Consider the following 20,260-nt stretch of genomic DNA (forward strand, 5'->3'; position numbering starts at 1 on the left):
GGCTTCCTGGTGGGTGGGGCGTTTGGGGGTACGTCCCACGTACCACCCACGTACATCCGCGGGCGTCCCACCCACCGGGCAGCCGTCAGCCGTCGAGCTGCTCCAGTGTCGCGTTCGAGGGGCCGCGGCGGGCCTGGAGGTCACGGGCCACGTCCTCGGCCGCGCCCAGCACCCGTACGGCGTTCTGCCAGGTCAGCTTGGCGAGGTCGGCTCTCGACCAGCCGCGGTCGGACAGCTCGGCGATCAGGTTCGGGTAGCCGGAGACGTCGTCCAGGCCGTCCGGGGTGAACGCCGTGCCGTCGTAGTCGCCGCCGATGCCGAGGTGGTCGACGCCGGCGACTTCGCGCATGTGGTCGAGATGGTCGGCGACGGTCGCCACCGTGGCGACGGGGCGCGGGTTCGACTCCTCGAAGACGCGGTGGATCTTCATGCCCTCGGCGGTGGTGTCGAGGTGGTGGAAGCCGTGGGCGCGCATGTTCTCGTCGGCCGCGGCCGTCCAGTCGACCGCCGCCTGGAGGACGAACTTCGGTACGAACGTCACCATCGCCACTCCCCCGTTGGCGGGCAGCCGCTCCAGGACGTCGTCCGGGATGTTGCGCGGGTGGTCGCACACCGCGCGCGAGGAGGAGTGGGAGAAGATGACCGGCGCGGCGGTCGCGTCGAGCGCGTCGCGCATCGTCGTCGCGGCGACGTGCGAGAGGTCGACGAGCATGCCCTCGCGGTTCATCTCCCGTACGACCGCGCGGCCGAACGCCGACAGACCGCCCACGGCGGGGACGTCGGTCGCGGAGTCCGCCCAGGCGATGTTGTCGTTGTGGGTGAGGGTCATGTAGCGGACGCCCAGGGCGTACAACCCCCGAAGGACGGCGAGGGAGTTGTCGATGGAGTGGCCACCCTCCGCGCCCATCAACGAGGCGATACGGCCCTCGCCGCGCGCCGACTCCATGTCGGCGGCGCTCAGCGCGGCACGCAGGTCGGCGGGGTAACGGTCGATCAACTGCCGTACGCAGTCGATCTGTTCGAGCGTCGCGGTGACCGCGCCCGGGAGGTCCGAGCGGACGTACACCGACCAGTACTGGGCCCCGACGCCGCCCGCGCGCAGCCGGGCCAGGTCCGTGTGCAGATGGGCGCTCTGGTCGGTGGCGATGTCACGGGCGTCGAGGTCGTAGCGGACCTGTGCGCGCAGCGCCCAGGGAAGGTCGTTGTGCCCGTCGACGACGGGGAACTCGGCGAGCAGCTCGCGCGCCTGGTCGAAAGACGACATGCGCGTCACTTCCCGAAGCCGAAGCCGTTGTTCGCGCCCTCGACCTTGGCGCGCAGCCGCTTGCCCTTCTCGGTGGCCTGGTCGTTCAGCTCCTGCTGGAACTCCCGCATCCGGCCGAGGAGTTCCTCGTCGTGCGCGGCGAGCATCCGGGCGGCGAGCAGGCCCGCGTTGCGCGCGCCGGCGACCGAGACGGTGGCGACCGGAACACCGGCCGGCATCTGCACGATCGACAGCAGCGAATCCATGCCGTCGAGGTACTTCAGCGGGACGGGCACGCCGATGACGGGCAGCGGGGTCACGGACGCCAGCATGCCGGGCAGATGGGCGGCGCCGCCCGCGCCCGCGATGATCGCCTTGAGCCCGCGCTCCACGGCCTGCTCGCCGTACGCGATCATCTCGCGCGGCATACGGTGCGCGGAGACGACATCGACCTCGTACGGGATCTCGAACTCGTCGAGGGCCTGGGCGGCCGCTTCCATGACGGGCCAGTCGGAGTCCGACCCCATGACGATGCCTACAACTGGACTCATTCGGTGATGGTGCCTCTCAGGTAACCGGCTGCGTGCCGGGCGCGCTCAAGGACGTCGTCCAGGTCGTCGCCGTAGGTGTTGACATGGCCGACCTTACGGCCGGCCTTCACGTCCTTGCCGTACATGTGGATCTTGAGCTGAGGGTCGCGGGCCATGCAGTGCAGGTACGCGGAGTACATGTCCGGGTAGTCGCCGCCGAGGACGTTCGCCATGACCGTCCACCTGGCGCGCGGGCGCGGGTCGCCGAGGGGGAGGTCGAGGACCGCGCGGACGTGGTTGGCGAACTGCGAGGTGATCGCGCCGTCCTGGGTCCAGTGGCCCGAGTTGTGCGGGCGCATGGCCAGTTCGTTGACGAGGATGCGGCCGTCACGGGTCTCGAAGAGCTCCACGGCCAGGTGGCCGACGACGCCGAGTTCCTTGGCGATGCGCAGCGCGAGTTCCTCGGCCTGCAGGGCCAGCTCGTCCGCTATGCCGGGCGCGGGGGCGATCACCGTGTCGCAGACGCCGTCGACCTGCTGGGACTCGACGACGGGGTACGCGACCGCCTGCCCGTGCGGGGAGCGGACGACGTTCGCCGCGAGTTCCCGTACGAAGTCGACCTTCTCCTCGGCGAGGACGGGAACACCGGCGCGGAAGGGGTCTGCCGCTTCCTCGAGGGAGCGTACGAACCAGACCCCCTTGCCGTCGTAGCCGCCGCGGACGGTCTTGAGGATGATCGGGAAGCCGTCCCCCTCCGCCGCGAAGGCCGCCGCGTCCCGAGGGTCGCTCACGATCCGGTGCCGTGGGCACGGCACGCCGATCTCGTCGAGCTTCGCACGCATCACGCCCTTGTCCTGGGCGTGCACGAGGGCGTCAGGCCCTGGGCGTACGCGGATGCCGTCCGCCTCCAGGGCACGCAGATGCTCGGTGGGTACGTGTTCGTGATCGAAGGTGATCACATCGCAGCCCCGCGCGAACTCACGCAGCGTGTCGAGGTCGCGATAGTCGCCGATGACGACATCGCTGACCACTTGCGCCGCGGAATCCTGAGGGGTGTCACTGAGGAGCTTGAACTTGATGCCGAGCGGGATGCCCGCCTCGTGTGTCATACGAGCGAGCTGGCCCCCGCCGACCATGCCGACTACCGGGAACGTCACCCTCCAAGAGTATCGGCCGCGCCACGGTGGCCGATTTCCGCGCCGAAAAGCCCGATTTTCCGGGCGGGTGTCCGCCACATTTCTTACCTGTGGGCCCGTCCACAGGCGCCACGAAGGGCCGCTGGTTAGCATGGCTGGGTCGAATGTGGCTGACCTATTCGACCGACGTATCCGACGAGGTACCCACGGACAGGGGCTGGCGACACCATGGACAGTGCTTCTTCGGGGTCTCATGCGGGGCCTCGCAGCGCGGTTCGCCGCCGATTCGATCTCCTGTTCAGGGAGATCGCCAAGTTCGGTGCGGTCGGCGGGGCGGGGCTGCTCGTCAATCTGCTCGTGTTCAACCTCGTACGCCATGTCACCGGTCTGCAGGTCGTGCGAGCCAGTGTCATCGCCACGGTCGTCGCGATCGTCTTCAACTACATCGGGTTCCGCTACTTCACTTACCGGGACCGCGACAAGGGCGGCCGCACCAAGGAGCTGACGCTCTTCCTGCTGTTCAGCGTGATCGGACTGATCATCGAGAACGGTGTGCTGTACGCGGCGACCTACGGCTTCGGCTGGGACAGCCCGCTGCAGAGCAACATCTTCAAGTTCCTCGGCATCGGCATCGCGACGCTCTTCCGCTTCTGGTCGTACCGGACGTGGGTGTTCCAGGCGCTGCCGGCCCGTGAGACGGTGGCCAGCGCTGAATCGTTCCTGGACGTGGAGCGACGCCCGCGGGCCGACGTACGCCGCTGAGTCTCCTCGCGGCGGGGCGCGGGCACCTCGGTCGGTCGACCTACCTGACCGTCCGCTCCTCGTCCACCGGCATCGGTGGCCTCTTCATCGGGGTGCGGGAGAGGAACAGACCGAACACCGGGGGCTGGGCCTGGAGCATCTCCAGGCGGCCCCCGTCGGCCTCCGCGAGGTCGCGGGCGACGGCGAGGCCGATCCCCGTGGAGTTGCGGCCGCTGATCGTGCGCTCGAAGATGCGGGCTCCCAGGTCGGCGGGGACGCCGGGCCCCTCGTCCGTGACCTCGATGACGGCCTGGTTGCCGGTCACGCGGGTGCGCAGCGCGACGGTGCCGCCGCCGTGCATCAGGGAGTTCTCGATCAGCGCCGCCAGGACCTGCGCGACCGCGCCCGGCGTGCCCACCGCCCGCAGATGCCGCTTGCCCGAGCTGACGATGGCGCGGCCCGCGCTGCGGTAGGCCGGGCGCCACTCCTCCAGCTGCTGCTTGATGACCTCGTCGAGGTCGAAGGAGACGGCGGAGCCGGTGCGCGGGTCGCGCGCGTTGGTGAGCAGCCGCTCGACGACGTCCGTGAGCCGCTCGACCTGCGTCAGCGCGATCGTCGCCTCCTCCTTCACCGTGTCCGGGTCGTCGGTGAGGGTGATCTCCTCCAGGCGCATGGAGAGCGCGGTGAGCGGCGTACGCAGCTGGTGGGAGGCGTCGGCGGCGAGGCGGCGCTCGGCGGTGAGCATGCGCGCGATGCGCTCCGCACTGCCGTCCAGGACGTCGGCGACCCGGTCCAGCTCCGGGACGCCGTACCGCTTGTGGCGCGGGCGGGGGTCGCCGGAGCCGAGCCGTTCCGCGGTCTCGGCGAGGTCGGTGAGTGGGGAGGCGAGGCGGTTGGCCTGCCGTACGGCGAGGAGGACGGCGGCGACGATCGCGAGCAGAGCGACGGCGCCGATGATCAGGAGCGTACGGCCGACTTCCCTCGTCACCGAGGAGCGCGGCTCCTGGACGGTGACCGTCTCGCCCCTCTCGCCGTCGGCGGTGGAGTGGATGACGTCGCCGGTGGGCTCCTTGCCGACCTCGATGGCCGGCCGGCCGGGGATGCGGATCACGGCGTAGCGGTCGTCCGTGACCTGGTTCTTGAAGATCTCCGCGGTGATGTTCTCGTCGCCGAGGATGCGGCTGTCCACGATGCTGGCCAGGCGCAGCGCCTCGGAGTCCACCCGCTCCTGGGCGCTGTTGCTGATCGTGCGGGTCTCGACGATCACGAGGGAGACGCCGAAGACGGCGATCACGACGAGCACGACGGCGAGGGTGGACTGGATGAGACGGCGACGCACGGGGCCCTCCGGGCGGGTTGCTTACGGTGACCAGTGTGCCTGGCGCTGCACCGGGGCGGGGGTTTTCGCCCCCTCCGCCCCCTACCCGTCCCGTACCTGGGGGCTCCGCCCCCGGCCCCCCCCGTAATCGCGCTCCGCGCCCGTCCTCGCACACCGGACGGGCCGGAACCGCTCAGCTCTTCTCGAAGCGGAAGCCCACTCCCCGCACCGTCGCGATGTACCGAGGGTTCGCCGCGTCGTCGCCCAGCTTCTTGCGGAGCCAGGAGATGTGCATGTCCAGCGTCTTCGTCGACGACCACCAGGTGGTGTCCCAGACCTCGCGCATCAGCTGGTCGCGGGTGACGACCCGGCCGGCGTCCCGGACGAGGACCCGTAGAAGGTCGAACTCCTTTGCCGTCAGCTGGAGTTCCTCGTCGCCCATCCAGGCGCGGTGCGACTCGACGTCGATGCGCACGCCGTGCGTGGCGGGCGGCTGCTGCGGCTCGGCAGCGCCGCGCCGCAGCAGGGCCCGGACCCGGGCCAGGAGTTCGGCGAGACGGAACGGCTTGGTCACGTAGTCGTCGGCGCCCGCGTCGAGGCCGACGACGGTGTCCACCTCGTCGGCGCGCGCGGTCAGGATGAGGATGGGGACGGTGTGCCCCTCGGCGCGCAGCCGGCGAGCCACTTCGAGGCCGTCCATACCGGGCAGGCCCAGGTCGAGCACGACCAGGTCGACGCCACCCTGCATTCCGGCGTCGAGTGCGGTGGGTCCGTCCTCGCGCACCTCGACCTCGTAACCTTCCCGGCGCAGTGCGCGGGCCAGCGGCTCCGAGATGGACGCGTCGTCCTCGGCGAGCAGTACACGGGTCATGGGGTGATGGTAGTCCGCCGCGGACGACACCAGTGGGGTGATCGGCCTCCGTGATTCACACCCTCCATCAGGGCGATTCTTACCTGCGGCTGTGGGATGCGATCCTGGTAAGCACCTTCGAATAAGCGTCCGTGGTTCCATTATCACCTGTGATCCATGTCTCAAGTCCTTCCATATGCCGCATTGACATGTCGTATGGTGACCAGACGCCTGTAGCACCACACGGGGACCTTTGGCGAGTATTTGACGCTGAAGGTCTCTTTTGTGTGCGGGCTGGTGTTCGCCAGCCTCGAAAGGAATGACCTGTGGCCGGGCCCGAGCGCGCCGACGCGCGAAGGGCGTGGATCCCGGTGGTCGCCGTTCACCGCTTCGCAATCCGGAGCGGACTCCCCGTGGGCGTGGGGTGAACGGTCGAACCCCGCCGGTGCCGGCCGCCCCCCACCGGGCGCGCGACGCTCAAGCAGCGCGTCCCGACCAGCAAGGAACGACCATGGCGTCCAGCCTGACGAAGGACTCGGTCACCCCGGGCACCCCCGGTTCCGAGAGGACCTTCTTCGGCCACCCCCGCGGACTGGCCACTCTCTTCATGACCGAGATGTGGGAGCGATTCTCCTACTACGGCATGAAGGCACTCCTCCCGCTGTACCTGGTGGCACCGGGCGGCCTGCACCTCAGCGCGGCCACCGCGACCGCGATCTACTCGGTGTACCTGTCGCTGGTGTACCTGCTCGCCCTGCCCGGCGGCTGGTTCGCCGACCGTGTTCTCGGCCCCCGCAAGACGGTCGCCGTCGCGGGCGTCATCATCATGCTGGGCCACCTCACGCTGGCCCTGCCCTCCTCCGGCACGTTCTACGGCGGCCTCGGCCTCGTGGCGATCGGTTCCGGTCTGCTGAAGGCCAACATCTCCACGATGGTGGGCCACCTCTACGACGGCCCGGACGACCCGCGCCGTGACGGTGGCTTCACGCTCTTCTACATCGGCATCAACCTGGGCGCCTTCGCCGCCCCGCTGATCATCGGCACCGTCGGTGAGAACGTGAACTGGCACCTGGGCTTCGCGCTCGCCGCGCTCGGCATGGCCCTGGGTCTCGCCCAGTACCTGCTCGGCGGCCGTCACCTCAACGCCCGCTCCCACGAGATCCCCACGCCGCTGTCGGCCGAGGAGAAGGTCGCGACGCTGCGCAAGTCCGCGATGTGGGCCGCCGTCGCCGTCGTCTTCTACTCGATCGTCGGCTTCTCCGGCCACTACACGCTGAACTGGCTGCTGGTCCCGATCACGCTCGCCGGTCTCATCATCCCGATCGTGGTCATCGGCCGTATCAAGCGGGACAAGGACCTGGACCGCGCCGATCAGTCGAAGATGTCCGCGTACATCTGGTTCTTCGTCGCCGCGGCCGTCTTCTGGATGATCTACGACCAGGGCGGCTCGACGATGTCGATCTTCGCCGACTCGTCCGCCGAGAACACCATCCTCGGCTGGGAGTTCCCCGTCTCCTGGTACCAGTCCGTCAACCCGGTCATGATCATGGCGCTCGCCCCGGTCTTCGCCTGGGCGTGGCTGGCGCTGAACAAGCGCGGCAAGGAGCCCAGCACGGCCACGAAGTTCGCGTCGGGTCTGATCCTGATCGGCGCGTCGTTCTTCCTCTTCCTGGCCCCGCTGACGATCGCCCAGGACGGCCACAAGGCCGCCGCGATGTGGCTGGTCGCGATCTACTTCGTGCAGACCGTCGGTGAGCTGACGCTCTCCCCGGTCGGCCTCTCCGTCACCACGAAGATGGCCCCCGCGAAGTACGCCTCGCAGATGATGGGTGTCTGGTTCCTCGCCGTCACCGCCGGCGACGCCACCACCGGCCTCCTGTCCATCGCCGAGGTCGACCTCAACAAGACGGGCATCGTCGCCCTGGAGGCCACGCTCGCCGTGATCGCCGGCGCCGCGGTGTGGATGTACCGCAAGAAGGTCAAGCAGCTGATGGGCGACGTGCACTGACGCACCTCGGCTTCAGCACGAGGACCCCGCAGCACCTCAGGTGCTGCGGGGTCCTTTTTCTTGCGCTCCTTGCGTCCCGTGTTCAGCCGTGCCGGGAGCGGAGCGGCAGCATCCCCGCCGCTCCGCTCCCGGCACCGGAAGGGTCAGCGCAGGCGCCGGCCCGGCATGAACGTGAAGACCGCTCCGCCGAGCAGGATCACCGTGCCCGCGACCAGACCGAGCGCCTTGAGCGCCCCGTGGCTGTCGGAACCCGTCTCCGCGAGGCCGCCGCCGGTGGATGACGTACCGCCCGAGGAGTCGCCTCCTGAGGCGCCGCTCGCCTGCTGGGTGGTGTCCAGGGTGAGGGAGACCTGCGACTTCGTGGGGGTGCAGGTCGTGGTCGTGCCGAGGGCCTTCACGGTCAGGACGCCCGGGGAGAGGGTCGAGCTGCCGCTCGCGCCCGGCTTGTAGGTGCCGGTGAGGTCGGGGATCTCGATCGGGTCGCCGGACTTGATCTGCTGGGCGTTGGTCGGCCCTTCGACGTGCACCGTGCCCTTGTCTGAGCCGCCCAGGACGACCTCCATGGACGGCTTGACGGAGTCGGCGGGGATGTCGGCCGGGCTGTCCATCACGGACTTCTTGAACTGGACGGTGAGGCCGTAACTCCCGCCGTCCTTCTTCGCGTTGATCTGCACGGGGGAGGTGGCGTTCTTGTCTCCGATGGGCGTCTTGCACGCGTAGGGGATGGAGACTTCCTTGCCCGTGAAGTCCGCCTGACCACCGCTGCCGCCCCCGGACGAGCCGCCCGTGTCGCCACCGCCGCTCGCGCTCACGCTCGTGCTCGGTGAGGGGGTGGACGAACCGGTCGGCAGCTGTGTCGGCAGCGTCGGCAGCCCCGTCGGCAGTGTCGGTGTCACCGTCGGGAGGCCGCCCGTCGTACCGCCCGAAGTCCCGCCGCTCCCCGTCACCTTGATCGTGGCCGCCGGGTTCACCGTCTCCTTCGGCGTGCACTTGGTGTCGGTGGAGATCGGCTTGCTGACGTTGATGTTGTACGCGTCAGGGGTCAGCGTGACGTCACCCGCCGCCGTCAGCTTCAGCTTGCCCGTCATGTCGGACAGCTTCATGTCGCTGTTCTTGGGGATCGCCGGGTTCGACCGGGGCCCCTCCATGGCGATGTCAGCGGTCTGCGCGCCGGCCGCCTTCAGTGTGCCGGTCGGCTTGACCGTGTCCTTCTCGAGGTCGAGGACGTCGGGGTTCTTGGACGCCGCCTGGACGAACTTCCAGGTGATGGTGACCTCGTCGCCCACCTTCGCCTCGGCGGGCGCGGTGATCTCCACCTTCGTGGTGCCCTCGACCGGGGGCAGCCCGGAGATCGAGGGCGGCACGCACTCCGTCTTGTACGACACCTCGGCGGCCTGCGCCGGGGCCGCGGCCACACCCAGCAGGATGCCCGCGCCGCCGAGCATCAGCGCGAGACCGGCCGCGCTCACTCTCCGCCCCGGCGTCGGTACCACTCTCCGTTGCTCGCTCACGTGGGTCCCTTTCTCGTCTGCGTCGTCGGACTGTTGTCTTGCGGTGCGGAGAGCTGACCGTTCGCCGCGGTCCCCGGATCGTTGTCCGGGGCGAACCATGGCAGGGTCGGGTTCGAGGAGGTCTTCGGAGCCACCGGTGCGGGGCTCAACCTCGGCATGCGTACGGTGAGTTCGGGCATCCTGAGGCCCCGGTGGCGCCGGACCCGCCCGTGTGAACCGCGCGGACGCACCCGGTCCACCACGGCCATCCCGACCCGGAACACCGCCGCCGGCACGACCACGCAGAGCAGGATCCAGAAGAGCGTCACGCCCCAGGGGCGGCCCACGCCCCACGGCTGCTCGGCGAGCACCTTCCCGCCGTACTTCAGCGAGACGGTGTAGTCGCCGTGCGCACCGGCCGACAGTTCGACCGGGAGTGTGATCCGCGCCTTCCGGCCGGGCGCGATCGTGCCGCGCCACTGCTGTTCCTCCCACTGTGGGGCGAACACCCCGTGGGAGGTGCCGACTTGGAAGACGGGGTTCTTCACGGCGGCGGTGCCGACGTTGCCGACCGTGAAGACGAGCTTTCGGGACGGCGGCGAGCCGAACCAGGTGAGCAGACCGCTCGACCCGTCGAGCCGGGTGTCCGTCAGCACGGAGAGACGCCCGCCGCTCTCCTCCTTCGGCAGCGGCTCGACCGAGTGCCCGGCGACCATGAAGATGGCGTCCGTCTCCGCCTTCGCGCCGGTGACCGTGGCGACGTGCACCACGCACGGACACGGCTTGGGCGGCTCGGCGACCGGCAGTCTCTTGCTGAAGTTGCCCTTGGCGTCGGTGGTGACGGCCCGACCGTCCGCGTTGGCACAGGAGTTGGTGCCGCCGATCACCCCTCGGGAGGGCACCGACTGGCCGCAGATCAGGATCATCAGCAGCGCCTTCGGCCGCCACCCGCTGCCGGTCACGGTGATGGAACCACCCGTTCCCGCCTGCGACTTGGACAGCTTCACGCCCGGCTTCTCGGCGGCGGACACCGGGGCGATCCCCGCCAGCGGGACCAGAACAAGCGCCAGGAGCGCCACCAGCGCCGGAATCCGCACCTTGCCACCAACGACGCTCACGACACCGCTCCCGTCAACTCGACTTCCCTACGCGGCGCTTCACTCGCCCCGCCGCCCCGCCTACGACGCCTGTGACGCCGTACGGCCCACAGGGCACCCACCGCCGCGAGGCCGCCCCCGACGCCCGCCACGGCGCCCCACGGCACGAACCGCGCCGACGCGGACGCCGTGTCGCGCGCCCCGCCCGCCGCCGTCACCGTCAGCCGCACGTCGGCCGCGTCCAGCGCCGGGGTGTCCCGCCACGGCTCGCTGAGCGCGACGCGGCGGCCCGGCAGGAGCTCGACGGGCAGGGTGCGCGGGGCCCGGTCGAGGAGTGCGCCGAAGACACCGTCGGCGTGCACGGCGAGCCTCGGGGTGAGCACGGTGGTGCCGCGGTTGACCAGTTCGTACGAGATCCGGCCGGCCCGCACGGTGACGTGTTCGACGGTGAGCGCAGACAACGCCGGTCCGGCCACCCGCAGTTGCACCCGCACCGCCGAGGAGCGTCCGCCGCCGCTCGTGACGATCGCGCCGGGATGGTCACCGGGCGCCGCCCCCGCCGGGACACTCACCGTGAACGGCACGTCGGCGCGGGTGTGCGCGGGAACCCGTACGGACAGCGCGCGCACCGCGACGCGCCGCCCCTCCTCCTGGCGTGCGAAGCCGATCCACGCGCCGGCGTCCGTCGACTTCTTCCGCACGGTGAAGGCGCCGCCCGCGGTGTTGTCGGCGTCCGCGCCGCGCAGCCGGACGGTGAGCGCGCGCCCGCCCGGGTTGAGCACGGACACGGAGTCCTGCAGGACCGTGCCGGGCGCGCCCTCCGCGTAGACGTACGGCCGTCCGTCGGATGCGCCGCCGGCGGCCGGCACGACGGACCAGCCGTCAGCGGCCGTGGCCACCGGTGCCGTGCTCAGCAATACCAAGGTCAGGCCCAGCACACGGGCAGGGGAGAGTGCGTACGGCATCGGCGGCTCCCGGAAAGTCCGACGTACGAGGCGTCAGCGGCGTACCGCCTGATGCCTGCGCGTCAGCCACAGCACGCCCGCCGCGCCCGCGAGCAGCACCGTGCCGCCGAGGGTGCCGAGGGCGATCGCCGAGTCCTCGGGGCCGGTCTGCGGGAGCTGGCCCCCGGAGTCCGAGCCCGCCTGACTCGAGCCCGATGAACCCGACGAACCCGAACCGCCGCTCGCCGCTGTCACGTCGAGGGTCAGCGAGGGCTTGGGGTTGTTCGAGGGCGTGCACGTGGTCGTCGTGCCCAGCGCCTTGATGGTGAGCACGCCCGCGGTGAAGGTGACCTTGCCGGTCTTCTTCGGTGTGTACGTGCCGCTCAAGTCGCTGATCTTAATAGGGGTGTTGGCGGGGATCGCGGCGGCGTTGGCCGGGCCGCTCACGGCCACCGTGCCGCTGTCCGCGCCGGCCACCTTGATGACGGCGCTCGGCGACATCGCCCCCTTGCCCAGCTCCACCGGGCTGGAGGAGACGCCCTTCTGCCAGGACATGGTGAGCTTGTAGCCGCCGCCGCTCTGCACGCTCTTGATGTCGATGGGCGAGACGGCGCTCTTGTCGCCGATCGGCGTCTTGCACTGGTAGTTCACGTCCACCACGTCGGCCTGGGCTGCGGGGGCGGCCATCAGCACCGCCGAGCCGGCCAGTGCCGCGGCGAACGCGAGCGCGGCGGTTCGTTTCGGATACGTCCGGTTCGACACGGTCCCCTCATTCCTGACGGCACATCAGATCGGCCGTCAAGGTACGCCCGGGGCCTTGCCGAGGGAAGACAAAGTGCGCGCCGGATCTGTGCTGATCCCGCGCGCACGAATAGGGGTTCGAGTGAAGCTCGAACCCACGGTAACCCCAGACAGACCCTAGGCAGGGGCGCCGAGTTCCGCCCAGACCGTCTTGCCCGCGACCCCCGGGGCGCGTACGACCCCCCAGTCCAGGCACAGCCGCTGCACGATGAACATCCCGTGGCCGCCGGGGCGTCCGGCGCGATGCGGGGTGCGCGGGGCGGGCTGGCCCGCACCCCGGTCGGAGACCTCGATCCGCAACACCTTGCTGTCGCAGGCGATCCAGAGCTCGTCCGGGCCCTCGGCATGCAGACAGGCGTTGGTGACCAGTTCGGAGACGACCAGCAGGACGTCCTCGGCGGCGGCCCGCTGGTCGGCGCTCGCGGCGGGCAGCCAGCCCCACGCGTACAGCGCCTGCCGGGCGAAGTCACGGGCGAGCGGCACGACACCGCTGTGACCGTCGAAGTTCAGCCTGCGGGCCCGACGGCCGACGGAGGGGACGGCCACGCCGTCCGGGGACGCGCCGTCTGCGGACGGCACACCGTCCGTGGACGCCCCGGAAGCGCCGCCGTCGCCCGACTCCGGGCCGCGGTCGCCCGGCGAGTAAGGCCGGGTGGTGCTCATCAGCGCTTCACCTCACCGATTCACCGGTTCACGATTCAAGACTCAGTACGTTTCAAGGCTCAGTACGGGCGGATCAAACTTGCGGGTCGAGCTTGTGGATCAACGGCTTTCACCGCTTTGGCTGCCGACATATGCGCCGTCGGCACATTCAGGATGTCTCCTGCCCGACCGAACCGTCCGAACACCCACTTATTCGGCACGGAACGTGTGACGCGGATAACGTATCGATCACGCAGGGGGACCTGAGGCATAACTTTGACGCGGACAGGCCCGTCGGGCTAGTCGGCCAGGGCCGCTTCGAGCGTCTCGTGGACGGTGAAGACGGCCTCCGCCCCGGTGATCTCGAAGACCCGGGCGACCACCGGCTGCATCGCGACCAGATGAACCCCGCCCCCCGCGGCCTCGGCCTTCAGCCGGGCGCCGAGCAGCACGTTCAGCCCGGTGGAATCGCAGAACTCCAGGCGCGAGCAGTCGACGACCAGCCGGGCGTACCCCTTTTCGAGGCAGCCTTCGAGTGGTTCGCGCAACAAGTCGGCCGTGTGGTGATCCAGCTCACCCGAGGGGGTCACGACGGCGCTTGAGCCCTCTTCCCGCACCTCGACAAGAAGCCGGCCCGACTGTGCGCTGCCGACCGTCCCGCGGTCCATGCCGTCTCTCTCCCGAGCGTCGCGACTAGTGATGTACGCCCTCGAACACTACGCCTTCCCCACGCCTCCCGACACCCGAACAACCGCCCGGAAACGGACATTTCCCCACGTAACGCACTTGCGACAACCTTGGGAAAGCGGGTAGGGCTAGTAGAGACACGTATCCGAACACGGCCGGCTTTGGAGGCGCCGCACACCGCAGTGCACGTATTGGCATCGGCGGCCATATGCCGAGAACGATGGAGGACATCATGTCACCCCGGCTCGACGCATCGCAGACCCAGACGGCGACGTCGACACCCCCTCCGGAGTACCCGGAGCGCTTCGCCGAAACCGCGGGAACCGAAGAAACCCACGGCTTCGACGGACTCGCCGGACTGCCGGAGATCCCCCCGTACGACGAGGTGGGGCCGGTGGACGCACGGGCCCTGTCCAAGACGCTCTTCGAGCGGCTCGAGTCCCTCGAAGAAGGCACGTACGAGTACTCGTACGTCCGCAACACGCTCGTCGAACTCAACCTCGCGCTGGTGAAGTTCGCCGCCTCACGCTTCCGCTCCCGCAGCGAGCCGATGGAGGACATCATCCAGGTCGGCACGATCGGCCTGATCAAGGCGATCGACCGCTTCGAACTCAGCCGCGGAGTCGAGTTCCCCACCTTCGCGATGCCGACGATCGTCGGCGAGATCAAGCGCTTCTTCCGCGACACCTCCTGGTCCGTGCGCGTACCGCGCAGACTGCAGGAACTCCGGCTCGACCTGGCCAAGGCGGGCGACGAACTCGCCCAGCAGCTGGATCGCGCCCCGACGGTGGGAGAGCTGGCGGAGCGCCTGGGCATCACCAACGACGAGGTCGTCGAAGGCATGGCCGCCTCGAACGCCTACACGGCCAGTTCGCTGGACGCCCAGCCCGAGGAGGACGACTCCGAGGGCGCGCTCGCGGACCGCATCGGCTACGAGGACCACGGACTCGAAGGCATCGAGTACGTCGAGTCCTTGAAACCCCTGATAGCCGAACTCCCGCCGCGCGACCGCCAGATCCTCTCGCTGCGCTTCGTCGCGGGCATGACCCAGTCCGAGATCGGCGACGAACTCGGCATCTCCCAGATGCATGTCTCCCGGCTGCTGTCGCGCACGCTGGTGCGGCTGCGCAAGGGGCTGACGCTCGAGGAGTGACACGGCCCGCGAACCGGCAGCGGTTCGCGTCCCCGCCGCCTCCGGTGGAGGCCGAGGGCGGCCCGACGCCATCATCGAGGCCGGGCCGCCCTCGGCCTCCCACGGCGGTGGTGGCGCTGCGTCTTCCGGACCTTCGCCTCGTTTGCCGGAGATCTTCCTCGGTTACCCGGAGAAACCTCTCTCCTCTTTGTTCAAAGGGCTACCTCCATCACCATGGGCACCTCAAACTGGCCGGTACGTCAGGACGGGGGCGAGTGACCGCACGGGGTGCGAGGAGGCCGACACATGGCTCAGGGCGACCGGGCCGACAATGATGCCGGAAGCGAGGTCGCCGGGGGCGGCGGCTTTCACGCGGGCGCGTCCGACGCGCGGCTCACCGAGCTGCTCAGCGCCGCCACCGCCATCGCGTACCCGGCCCTCCTGGAACTCCGCGGCCGGCACCGCCCGTCGGTTCTCGCCTACGCCCGCCTGTGCTCCGCCAGCGAGTCGGCGGCAGGCCAGCTCGCGGCGCAGGCGTTCACCCTCGCGGCCCGGGAGACGGCACGCGGCAGGGGTCCCGGCGTCCCCTGGCGGCACCAACTCCTGCTGCTGACCGGGCGGGTGGCCGCGTCCTGGGCGACGGACGAGCGGGCCGCCGGCCTGGACGCCGGTCTGCTCCTGGTGCTGAACACGGCGGGCTCCGACGGCCCCGTCCCGCCCATGCTCGCGGCGTTCCAGTCGCTCCCCTCCCGCGCCCAGGGCCTCATCTGGTACGGGATCGTGGAGCGGGAGACCGCGGAGCGGACGGCCATATTGCTCGGCCTCACCCGTGCGGACGTGACGTACGGCACCGAGCCCGCGCTTCAGTCCCTGGGCCAGGCCTGTCTGAGGTCACGGCTCGCCGCCTCCGACGATCCGCGCTGCGCCGACTTCCGCCGGCTGATCGAGGAGGCGGTACGGCCCGACACCCCTCGTTCCAGCTCCGACCTGCACGCCCACATGGCGCACTGTCCGCACTGCACGACGGCGTACGAGGAAGTGTCCGCCCTGCGCGACCACCCGCGCACCGCCCTGGCCGAGGGCCTGCTCCCCTGGGCGGGCACGGCGTACGTCCTGCACGGCACAGGCGAGCCGCGAGCCGACCCCCGTACAGGGGCGGCGGGTTGGTCCCGTGCGAAGCCGGGGAACCGGCCGCCGTCCCGGCGCTTCGTCCTGGCCTCGGCGGCCCTCGGCGTGGCGCTCGCGCCGCTGCTGCTCCTGCTGCCGTCGGGCTCTCCGTCCCCGGACGCGGCGGGCTCGGTGAGCACCCCGGCCGGCCCGCCCTCGGTGACGGTGACAGCGACGGTCTCCGCGACCCCGCCGACCCCTTCGCCCTCCGCGACCTCCACCTCCCCGTCGCCGTCACCGTCACCGTCACCGACGAGGAGTACGGCCCCGTCGAAGTCGCCGAGTCCGAAGCCGACCCGCACGCCTTCCCCGACGTACCCGCCGAACGGCACATACGCGCAGGTGGTGAACGTCGCCTCGGGCCGATGCCTGGACATCCGCGACGGCGACCTGGAAAAGGGCACGGACGTCGTCACGGCCGCCTGCGGCTCCTCCCCCACCCAGCGCTGGCGCGTCGACGCCTCCCGCGGTGTCCTCCAGTCGTACGCCGACTCCGACTTCTGCCTGGACAGCCGCGGTTCCGTCGACAACGGCGTCGGGATCTGGGAGTGCGCGTCGGTCGACGGCGACAACGGCGAGAACCTGCGGTTCACCGTGGACGACGACGGCGTGATCCGCCCGGCCGTCGCCATCGAGACGGCACTCACGCCGGACGGCGACGGCGGTCTGTCGCTGCTGCCGCTGGACGGGGGCGCGGGGCAACGATGGCGGCGGGGGGCCTCCTAGCCTCTGCCCTCAGACCTCGCGTACGCCGCGCCGCCAGACGCCGGCGACCAGGGGAACCCCCGGTCGGTAGGCGAGGTGGACGTGGCTGGGCGCGTCCAGCAGCGTCAGGTCCGCGTACGCGCCCGGCGTGAGGCGGCCGATGTCGTCCCGGCGCAGGGCCGCCGCACCGCCCGCCGTGGCCGACCAGAGGGCCTCGTCCGGGGTCATGCGCATGTCCCGTACGGCGAGGGCGACGCAGAACGGGATCGAGGACGTGAAGGACGAACCCGGATTGCAGTCGGTGGAGAGCGCGACGGTCACGCCCGCGTCCAGCAGGCGGCGGGCGTCGGGCCACTCGGCGCGGGTGGAGAACTCGGCGCCGGGCAGCAGGGTCGCGACGGTCCGGCCATTGGCCAGGGCGTCCACGTCGGCGTCCGTGAGGTGTGTGCAGTGGTCGGCGCTGGCGGCGTCGAGTTCGACGGCGAGCTGGACGCCGGGGCCGTAGGAGAGCTGATTGGCGTGGACGCGCGGGTGCAGGCCCTTCCCCTTGCCCGCCGTGAGGATCGCGCGGGCCTGGTCGCCGTCGAAGGCGCCCTTCTCGCAGAACACGTCGACCCAACGGGCGTACGGGGCACAGGCGTCGAGCATCTCGCCGGTCACCAGGGCCACATACGCGGCCGGGTCGTCGGCGTACTCCGGGGAGACGATGTGCGCGCCGAGGTAGGTGACCTCATCGGTGTGGGCTGCGGCGATACGCAGGGCCCGTGCCTCGTCCTCGACGGTCAGGCCGTAGCCCGACTTCGTCTCGAAGGTCGTCGTGCCCTGGCGCAGGGCCTCGCGGAGGTAGTGCGTGAGGTTGCGTTCCAGATCCTCGTCGGTGGCGGCGCGGGTGGCGGCGACGGTGGTGCGGATGCCGCCGGCCGTGTAGCCGCGGCCGGACATGCGGGCGTTGAACTCCTGGGTGCGGTCGCCCGCGAACACGAGGTGCGAGTGGGAGTCCACGAAGCCCGGGATCACCGCCCGGCCACCGGCGTCGACCCGATTGTCAGTGGCGGGTGCTTTGCTTGATTCACCGGTCCATACGACACGGTCGCCGTCGATGACGACGGCCGCGTCCTGGATCAGACCGAGGGGGGACTCGTCACCGAGGGAGGGATCGTTGGTGACCAGACTGGCGATGTTGGTGATGACGGTGCTCATGGCGTCCTTGTCGGCTATGAGGCTGTGGGCGGGCGTCAGGCGCGCAGGGCTTCGACGGCGTCCGCGAGCGCTGTCGGCACATCCGGTACGAGGGTGTGCGCGCCGTCTCGCACGACATGCCGGCCCGCCACGACCGTGTGGCGTACGTCGGCCGCCGTCGCGGCGAATACGGCCGTCTCGGCGCCGAGGCGCGGCAGCGGCCCCGCTGTTCTGACCGAGTCGAGGGCGATCGTGGTGAAGTCGGCGCGCGCGCCCGCTTCGAGGGTGCCCGTGTCACCCCAGCCGAGGGCCGCGTGGCCGTCGGCGGAGGCGGCGCGCAGGAGGGCGGCGGCCGTCCAGTGACCGCGGGTGCGGGTGCGCAGCCGCTCGTTCAGCTCCATCGCGCGGGCCTCTTCGAGCAGGTCGATGACGGCGTGGCTGTCGGAGCCGAGGGAGAGGGGCGAGCCCGCTCGCTGGAGGGCGACGGCGGGTCCAATCCCGTCGGCGAGGTCGCGTTCGGTGGTCGGGCACATGCAGGTGCCGGTCCCGGAGCCGCCGATCAGGGCGATGTCCTCGGCTGTGAGGTGGGTGTTGTGGACGCCGGTCGTGCGCGGCCCGAGCACACCGTGGTCGGCGAGCAGCCGGGTGGGCGTGCAGCCGTGGGCGGCCTGGCAGGCGTCGTTCTCCGCGGTCTGCTCGGACAGGTGCACATGGAGCGGGGCCCGCCGCTCCTCGGCCCAGCGCGCGACCGTCGCCAACTGCCCCGCGGGCACGGCCCTTACGGAGTGAATGGCCGCACCGATCCGTGCGTGATCCCGGTCCTTGAGAAGTGAAGAGCGTTCCGCCCAGGCGTCGGCCGTGCCGTCGGAGAAGCGGAGTTGGCGCGGGTCGGGGGCCCGCCCGAAGCCGGAGGAGAGGTAGGCGGTGTCGAGGAGGGTGATGCGGATCCCGGCGGCGTCGGCGGCGGCGATGAGCGCCTCGCCCATGGCGTTCCGGTCGGCGTAGGGGGTGCCGCCCGGGGCGTGGTGCACGTAGTGGAACTCGCCCACGGCCGTGACGCCCGCGAGCGCCATCTCCGCGTACACCGCGCGGGCCAGCGCGTGGTAGGTCTCGGGAGTGAGCCGTTCCGCCGTCGCGTACATGATCTCGCGCCAGGTCCAGAAGGTGCCGGAGCCGACCTGGACGGTGCCGCGCAGGGCGCGGTGGAAGGCGTGCGAGTGGGCGTTGGCGAGCCCTGGGAGGGTGAGTCCGCGCAGGATCTCGGCGCCAGGGGGCGGGGTCGCGGTGTCGGTGCGGACTTCCGCGATCCGCCCGTCCCTCACGTCCAGGGCGACGCCCGGCTCGACGTTGGGGTCGAGCCAGGCGTGTTCCAGCCAGTACGTCTGCGTCACCTGCAGGCCAGCCCTTCGAGTACGTCGGCGAGTGCGGTCACCCCGGCCACGCAGTCGTCCTCGGCGGCGTACTCCGCCGGGGAGTGCGAGACACCCGTGGGGTTGCGTACGAACAGCATGGCGGTCGGGACGGTGCCGGAGAGGATTCCCGCGTCGTGTCCGGCGCCCGTACCCAGGACGGGGACGGTCAGTCCCGCCTCCTTGCCGAGGATGCGGGCGAGTTCGTCGCGCAGGGCGTGCTCGAACTCCACGACGGGGGTGAACGACTCGCGGACGATGTCGAGTGCGACGCCGTGCGCGTCCGCGTACTCGCGGGCCGCCCTCTCGATGCCGGTGACGACCGTGTCCAGGGTCGGCTGGTCGGCGGCGCGGGAGTCGAGCCAGCCGCGGACGAGGGAGGGGATGGCGTTCACGCCGTTCGGCTCGACGGAGATCTTGCCGAAGGTGGCGACGGCGCCCGCGAGCCGTGCCTCGCGGCGGGCGGCGAGCACGGTCTCGGCGTACGACAGCATCGGGTCCCGGCGGTCCACGAGCCGGGTGGTGCCGGCGTGGTTGGCCTCGCCCCGGAAGTCGAACCGCCAGCGGCCGTGCGGCCAGATGGCGCTGGCGATGCCGACCTGGTCGCCGCTGAGGTCCAGGGCACGGCCCTGCTCGACGTGCAGCTCGACGAAGGCGCCGATCCGGCCGAGCCGCTCGGGGTCCGGCCCGATGGCGGAGGGGTCGTACCCGGCACGCTCCATGGCCTGCGGGAGGGTGATGCCGGCAGCGTCGGTGAGCTTGTGCGCCTGCTCGACGGTGAGCTGCCCCGCGGCGAGCCGTGAGCCGACACACGCCAGCCCGAACCGGGCGCCCTCCTCGTCACCGAAGTTCACGAGGGCGAGCGGCCGGGTGAACTCGACCCGGCGGGCCCGCAGTTCGTCCAGTGCGGCGAACGACGACACGACCCCGAGGGGCCCGTCGAACGCCCCGCCGTCCGGCACGGAGTCCAGATGCGACCCGGTGACGACGGCGTCTCCCGCGGCGGGATCCCCGAGCCAGGCCCACTGATTTCCGTTCCGGTCCACCTCGTACGTCAGCCCACGCGACTCGGCCTGCGTCTTGAACCAGTCCCGGCAGTCGGCATCGGCCCCGGTCCAGGCAAACCGGCGGTATCCACCGGACTCCGGGTGCCGCCCCATGGGCTTCAGCTCACGCCACAT

At 70.7% G+C, this 20,260-nt stretch carries 18 protein-coding genes; 4 read left to right on the forward strand and 14 right to left on the reverse strand.

Annotated elements, in window-relative coordinates; translation table 11 throughout:
* Window positions 1-85 precede the first annotated feature (85 nt).
* The 3 genes from AB0D27_RS13315 to AB0D27_RS13325 are packed head-to-tail and all read right to left on the reverse strand — an operon-like array spanning window position 86 to window position 2,930.
* The gene (locus AB0D27_RS13315) at window positions 86-1,264 is read right to left on the reverse strand and encodes a dipeptidase (RefSeq protein WP_362506539.1); all 1,179 of its coding nucleotides are present in this window, start codon (window positions 1,262-1,264) and stop codon (window positions 86-88) included.
* A 5-nt stretch (window positions 1,265-1,269) separates the two neighbouring features.
* Complete coding sequence (gene purE / locus AB0D27_RS13320; RefSeq protein WP_362506542.1) at window positions 1,270-1,794, reverse strand: 5-(carboxyamino)imidazole ribonucleotide mutase; 525 nt, start codon at window positions 1,792-1,794, stop codon at window positions 1,270-1,272.
* The gene (locus tag AB0D27_RS13325; protein ID WP_362506544.1) at window positions 1,791-2,930 is read right to left on the reverse strand and encodes a 5-(carboxyamino)imidazole ribonucleotide synthase; all 1,140 of its coding nucleotides are present in this window, start codon (window positions 2,928-2,930) and stop codon (window positions 1,791-1,793) included. Before AB0D27_RS13325 ends, purE begins: the two co-directional genes overlap by 4 nt.
* A 207-nt stretch (window positions 2,931-3,137) precedes the next feature.
* On the opposite strand from AB0D27_RS13325, the gene AB0D27_RS13330 reads away from it, so the two are divergent.
* Window positions 3,138-3,671 carry a GtrA family protein gene (locus AB0D27_RS13330; RefSeq protein ID WP_362506547.1) on the forward strand — a complete coding sequence of 178 codons (534 nt, stop codon included), beginning with the start codon at window positions 3,138-3,140 and terminating at the stop codon, window positions 3,669-3,671.
* Window positions 3,672-3,711: 40 nt separating this feature from the next.
* Here AB0D27_RS13330 and AB0D27_RS13335 read toward each other — a convergent pair whose 3' ends face one another.
* Together AB0D27_RS13335 and AB0D27_RS13340 are read right to left on the reverse strand one after the other, a co-directional pair.
* Window positions 3,712-4,989: an ATP-binding protein gene (locus tag AB0D27_RS13335; protein WP_362506550.1), complete on the reverse strand. Its 1,278-nt coding sequence runs from the start codon at window positions 4,987-4,989 to the stop codon at window positions 3,712-3,714.
* Window positions 4,990-5,161: 172 nt separating this feature from the next.
* Window positions 5,162-5,839, reverse strand: a complete 678-nt coding sequence (locus AB0D27_RS13340) for a response regulator transcription factor (RefSeq protein WP_018566970.1) — start codon at window positions 5,837-5,839, stop codon at window positions 5,162-5,164.
* A gap of 490 nt (window positions 5,840-6,329) precedes the next feature.
* Between AB0D27_RS13340 and AB0D27_RS13345 the strand changes: the two genes are divergently transcribed.
* Entirely contained in the window at window positions 6,330-7,826 is a 1,497-nt protein-coding gene (locus AB0D27_RS13345) for an oligopeptide:H+ symporter (protein ID WP_362506553.1), read from the forward strand.
* Between the two features lie 143 nt (window positions 7,827-7,969).
* On the opposite strand, the gene AB0D27_RS13350 is transcribed toward AB0D27_RS13345, so the two are convergent.
* The 6 genes from AB0D27_RS13350 to AB0D27_RS13375 all read right to left on the reverse strand — a co-directional run bounded on the left by AB0D27_RS13350 (window position 7,970) and on the right by AB0D27_RS13375 (window position 13,468).
* Complete coding sequence (locus tag AB0D27_RS13350) at window positions 7,970-9,271, reverse strand: hypothetical protein (RefSeq protein ID WP_362506724.1); 1,302 nt, start codon at window positions 9,269-9,271, stop codon at window positions 7,970-7,972.
* A 62-nt stretch (window positions 9,272-9,333) separates the two neighbouring features.
* Window positions 9,334-10,434 carry a hypothetical protein gene (locus tag AB0D27_RS13355; RefSeq protein ID WP_362506556.1) on the reverse strand — a complete coding sequence of 367 codons (1,101 nt, stop codon included), beginning with the start codon at window positions 10,432-10,434 and terminating at the stop codon, window positions 9,334-9,336.
* Entirely contained in the window at window positions 10,431-11,378 is a 948-nt protein-coding gene (locus AB0D27_RS13360) for a hypothetical protein (protein WP_362506559.1), read from the reverse strand. Before AB0D27_RS13360 ends, AB0D27_RS13355 begins: the two co-directional genes overlap by 4 nt.
* A gap of 33 nt (window positions 11,379-11,411) precedes the next feature.
* On the reverse strand, window positions 11,412-12,119 hold the full coding sequence (locus AB0D27_RS13365) for an LPXTG cell wall anchor domain-containing protein (RefSeq protein ID WP_362506562.1): 708 nt from the start codon (window positions 12,117-12,119) through the stop codon (window positions 11,412-11,414).
* 156 nt (window positions 12,120-12,275) lie between these two features.
* Window positions 12,276-12,821 (reverse strand): ATP-binding protein, encoded by a 546-nt coding sequence (locus AB0D27_RS13370; protein ID WP_362506565.1) that lies wholly within the window; start codon window positions 12,819-12,821, stop codon window positions 12,276-12,278.
* A 278-nt stretch (window positions 12,822-13,099) separates the two neighbouring features.
* On the reverse strand, window positions 13,100-13,468 hold the full coding sequence (locus AB0D27_RS13375) for an STAS domain-containing protein (protein WP_362506568.1): 369 nt from the start codon (window positions 13,466-13,468) through the stop codon (window positions 13,100-13,102).
* Window positions 13,469-13,719: 251 nt separating this feature from the next.
* On the opposite strand from AB0D27_RS13375, the gene AB0D27_RS13380 reads away from it, so the two are divergent.
* Together AB0D27_RS13380 and AB0D27_RS13385 are read left to right on the forward strand one after the other, a co-directional pair.
* Window positions 13,720-14,640, forward strand: a complete 921-nt coding sequence (locus AB0D27_RS13380; RefSeq protein ID WP_362506727.1) for an RNA polymerase sigma factor SigF — start codon at window positions 13,720-13,722, stop codon at window positions 14,638-14,640.
* Between the two features lie 285 nt (window positions 14,641-14,925).
* Window positions 14,926-16,512 carry an RICIN domain-containing protein gene (locus tag AB0D27_RS13385; RefSeq protein ID WP_362506571.1) on the forward strand — a complete coding sequence of 529 codons (1,587 nt, stop codon included), beginning with the start codon at window positions 14,926-14,928 and terminating at the stop codon, window positions 16,510-16,512.
* Between the two features lie 9 nt (window positions 16,513-16,521).
* Here AB0D27_RS13385 and hutI read toward each other — a convergent pair whose 3' ends face one another.
* Genes hutI through AB0D27_RS13400 form a run of 3 tightly spaced genes read right to left on the reverse strand, consistent with a single transcriptional unit; the run spans window position 16,522 to window position 20,260 of the window.
* Complete coding sequence (gene hutI, locus AB0D27_RS13390; RefSeq protein WP_362506574.1) at window positions 16,522-17,691, reverse strand: imidazolonepropionase; 1,170 nt, start codon at window positions 17,689-17,691, stop codon at window positions 16,522-16,524.
* A 35-nt stretch (window positions 17,692-17,726) separates the two neighbouring features.
* Complete coding sequence (locus AB0D27_RS13395) at window positions 17,727-19,061, reverse strand: formimidoylglutamate deiminase (RefSeq protein ID WP_362506576.1); 1,335 nt, start codon at window positions 19,059-19,061, stop codon at window positions 17,727-17,729.
* Window positions 19,058-20,260, reverse strand: coding sequence for an allantoate amidohydrolase (locus AB0D27_RS13400; protein WP_362506730.1), 1,203 nt, complete (start codon window positions 20,258-20,260; stop codon window positions 19,058-19,060). The genes AB0D27_RS13395 and AB0D27_RS13400 overlap by 4 nt, the downstream gene beginning before the upstream one ends.

The sequence above is a fragment of the Streptomyces sp. NPDC048415 genome, from assembly GCF_040651675.1.
Lineage (GTDB): Bacteria > Actinomycetota > Actinomycetes > Streptomycetales > Streptomycetaceae > Streptomyces.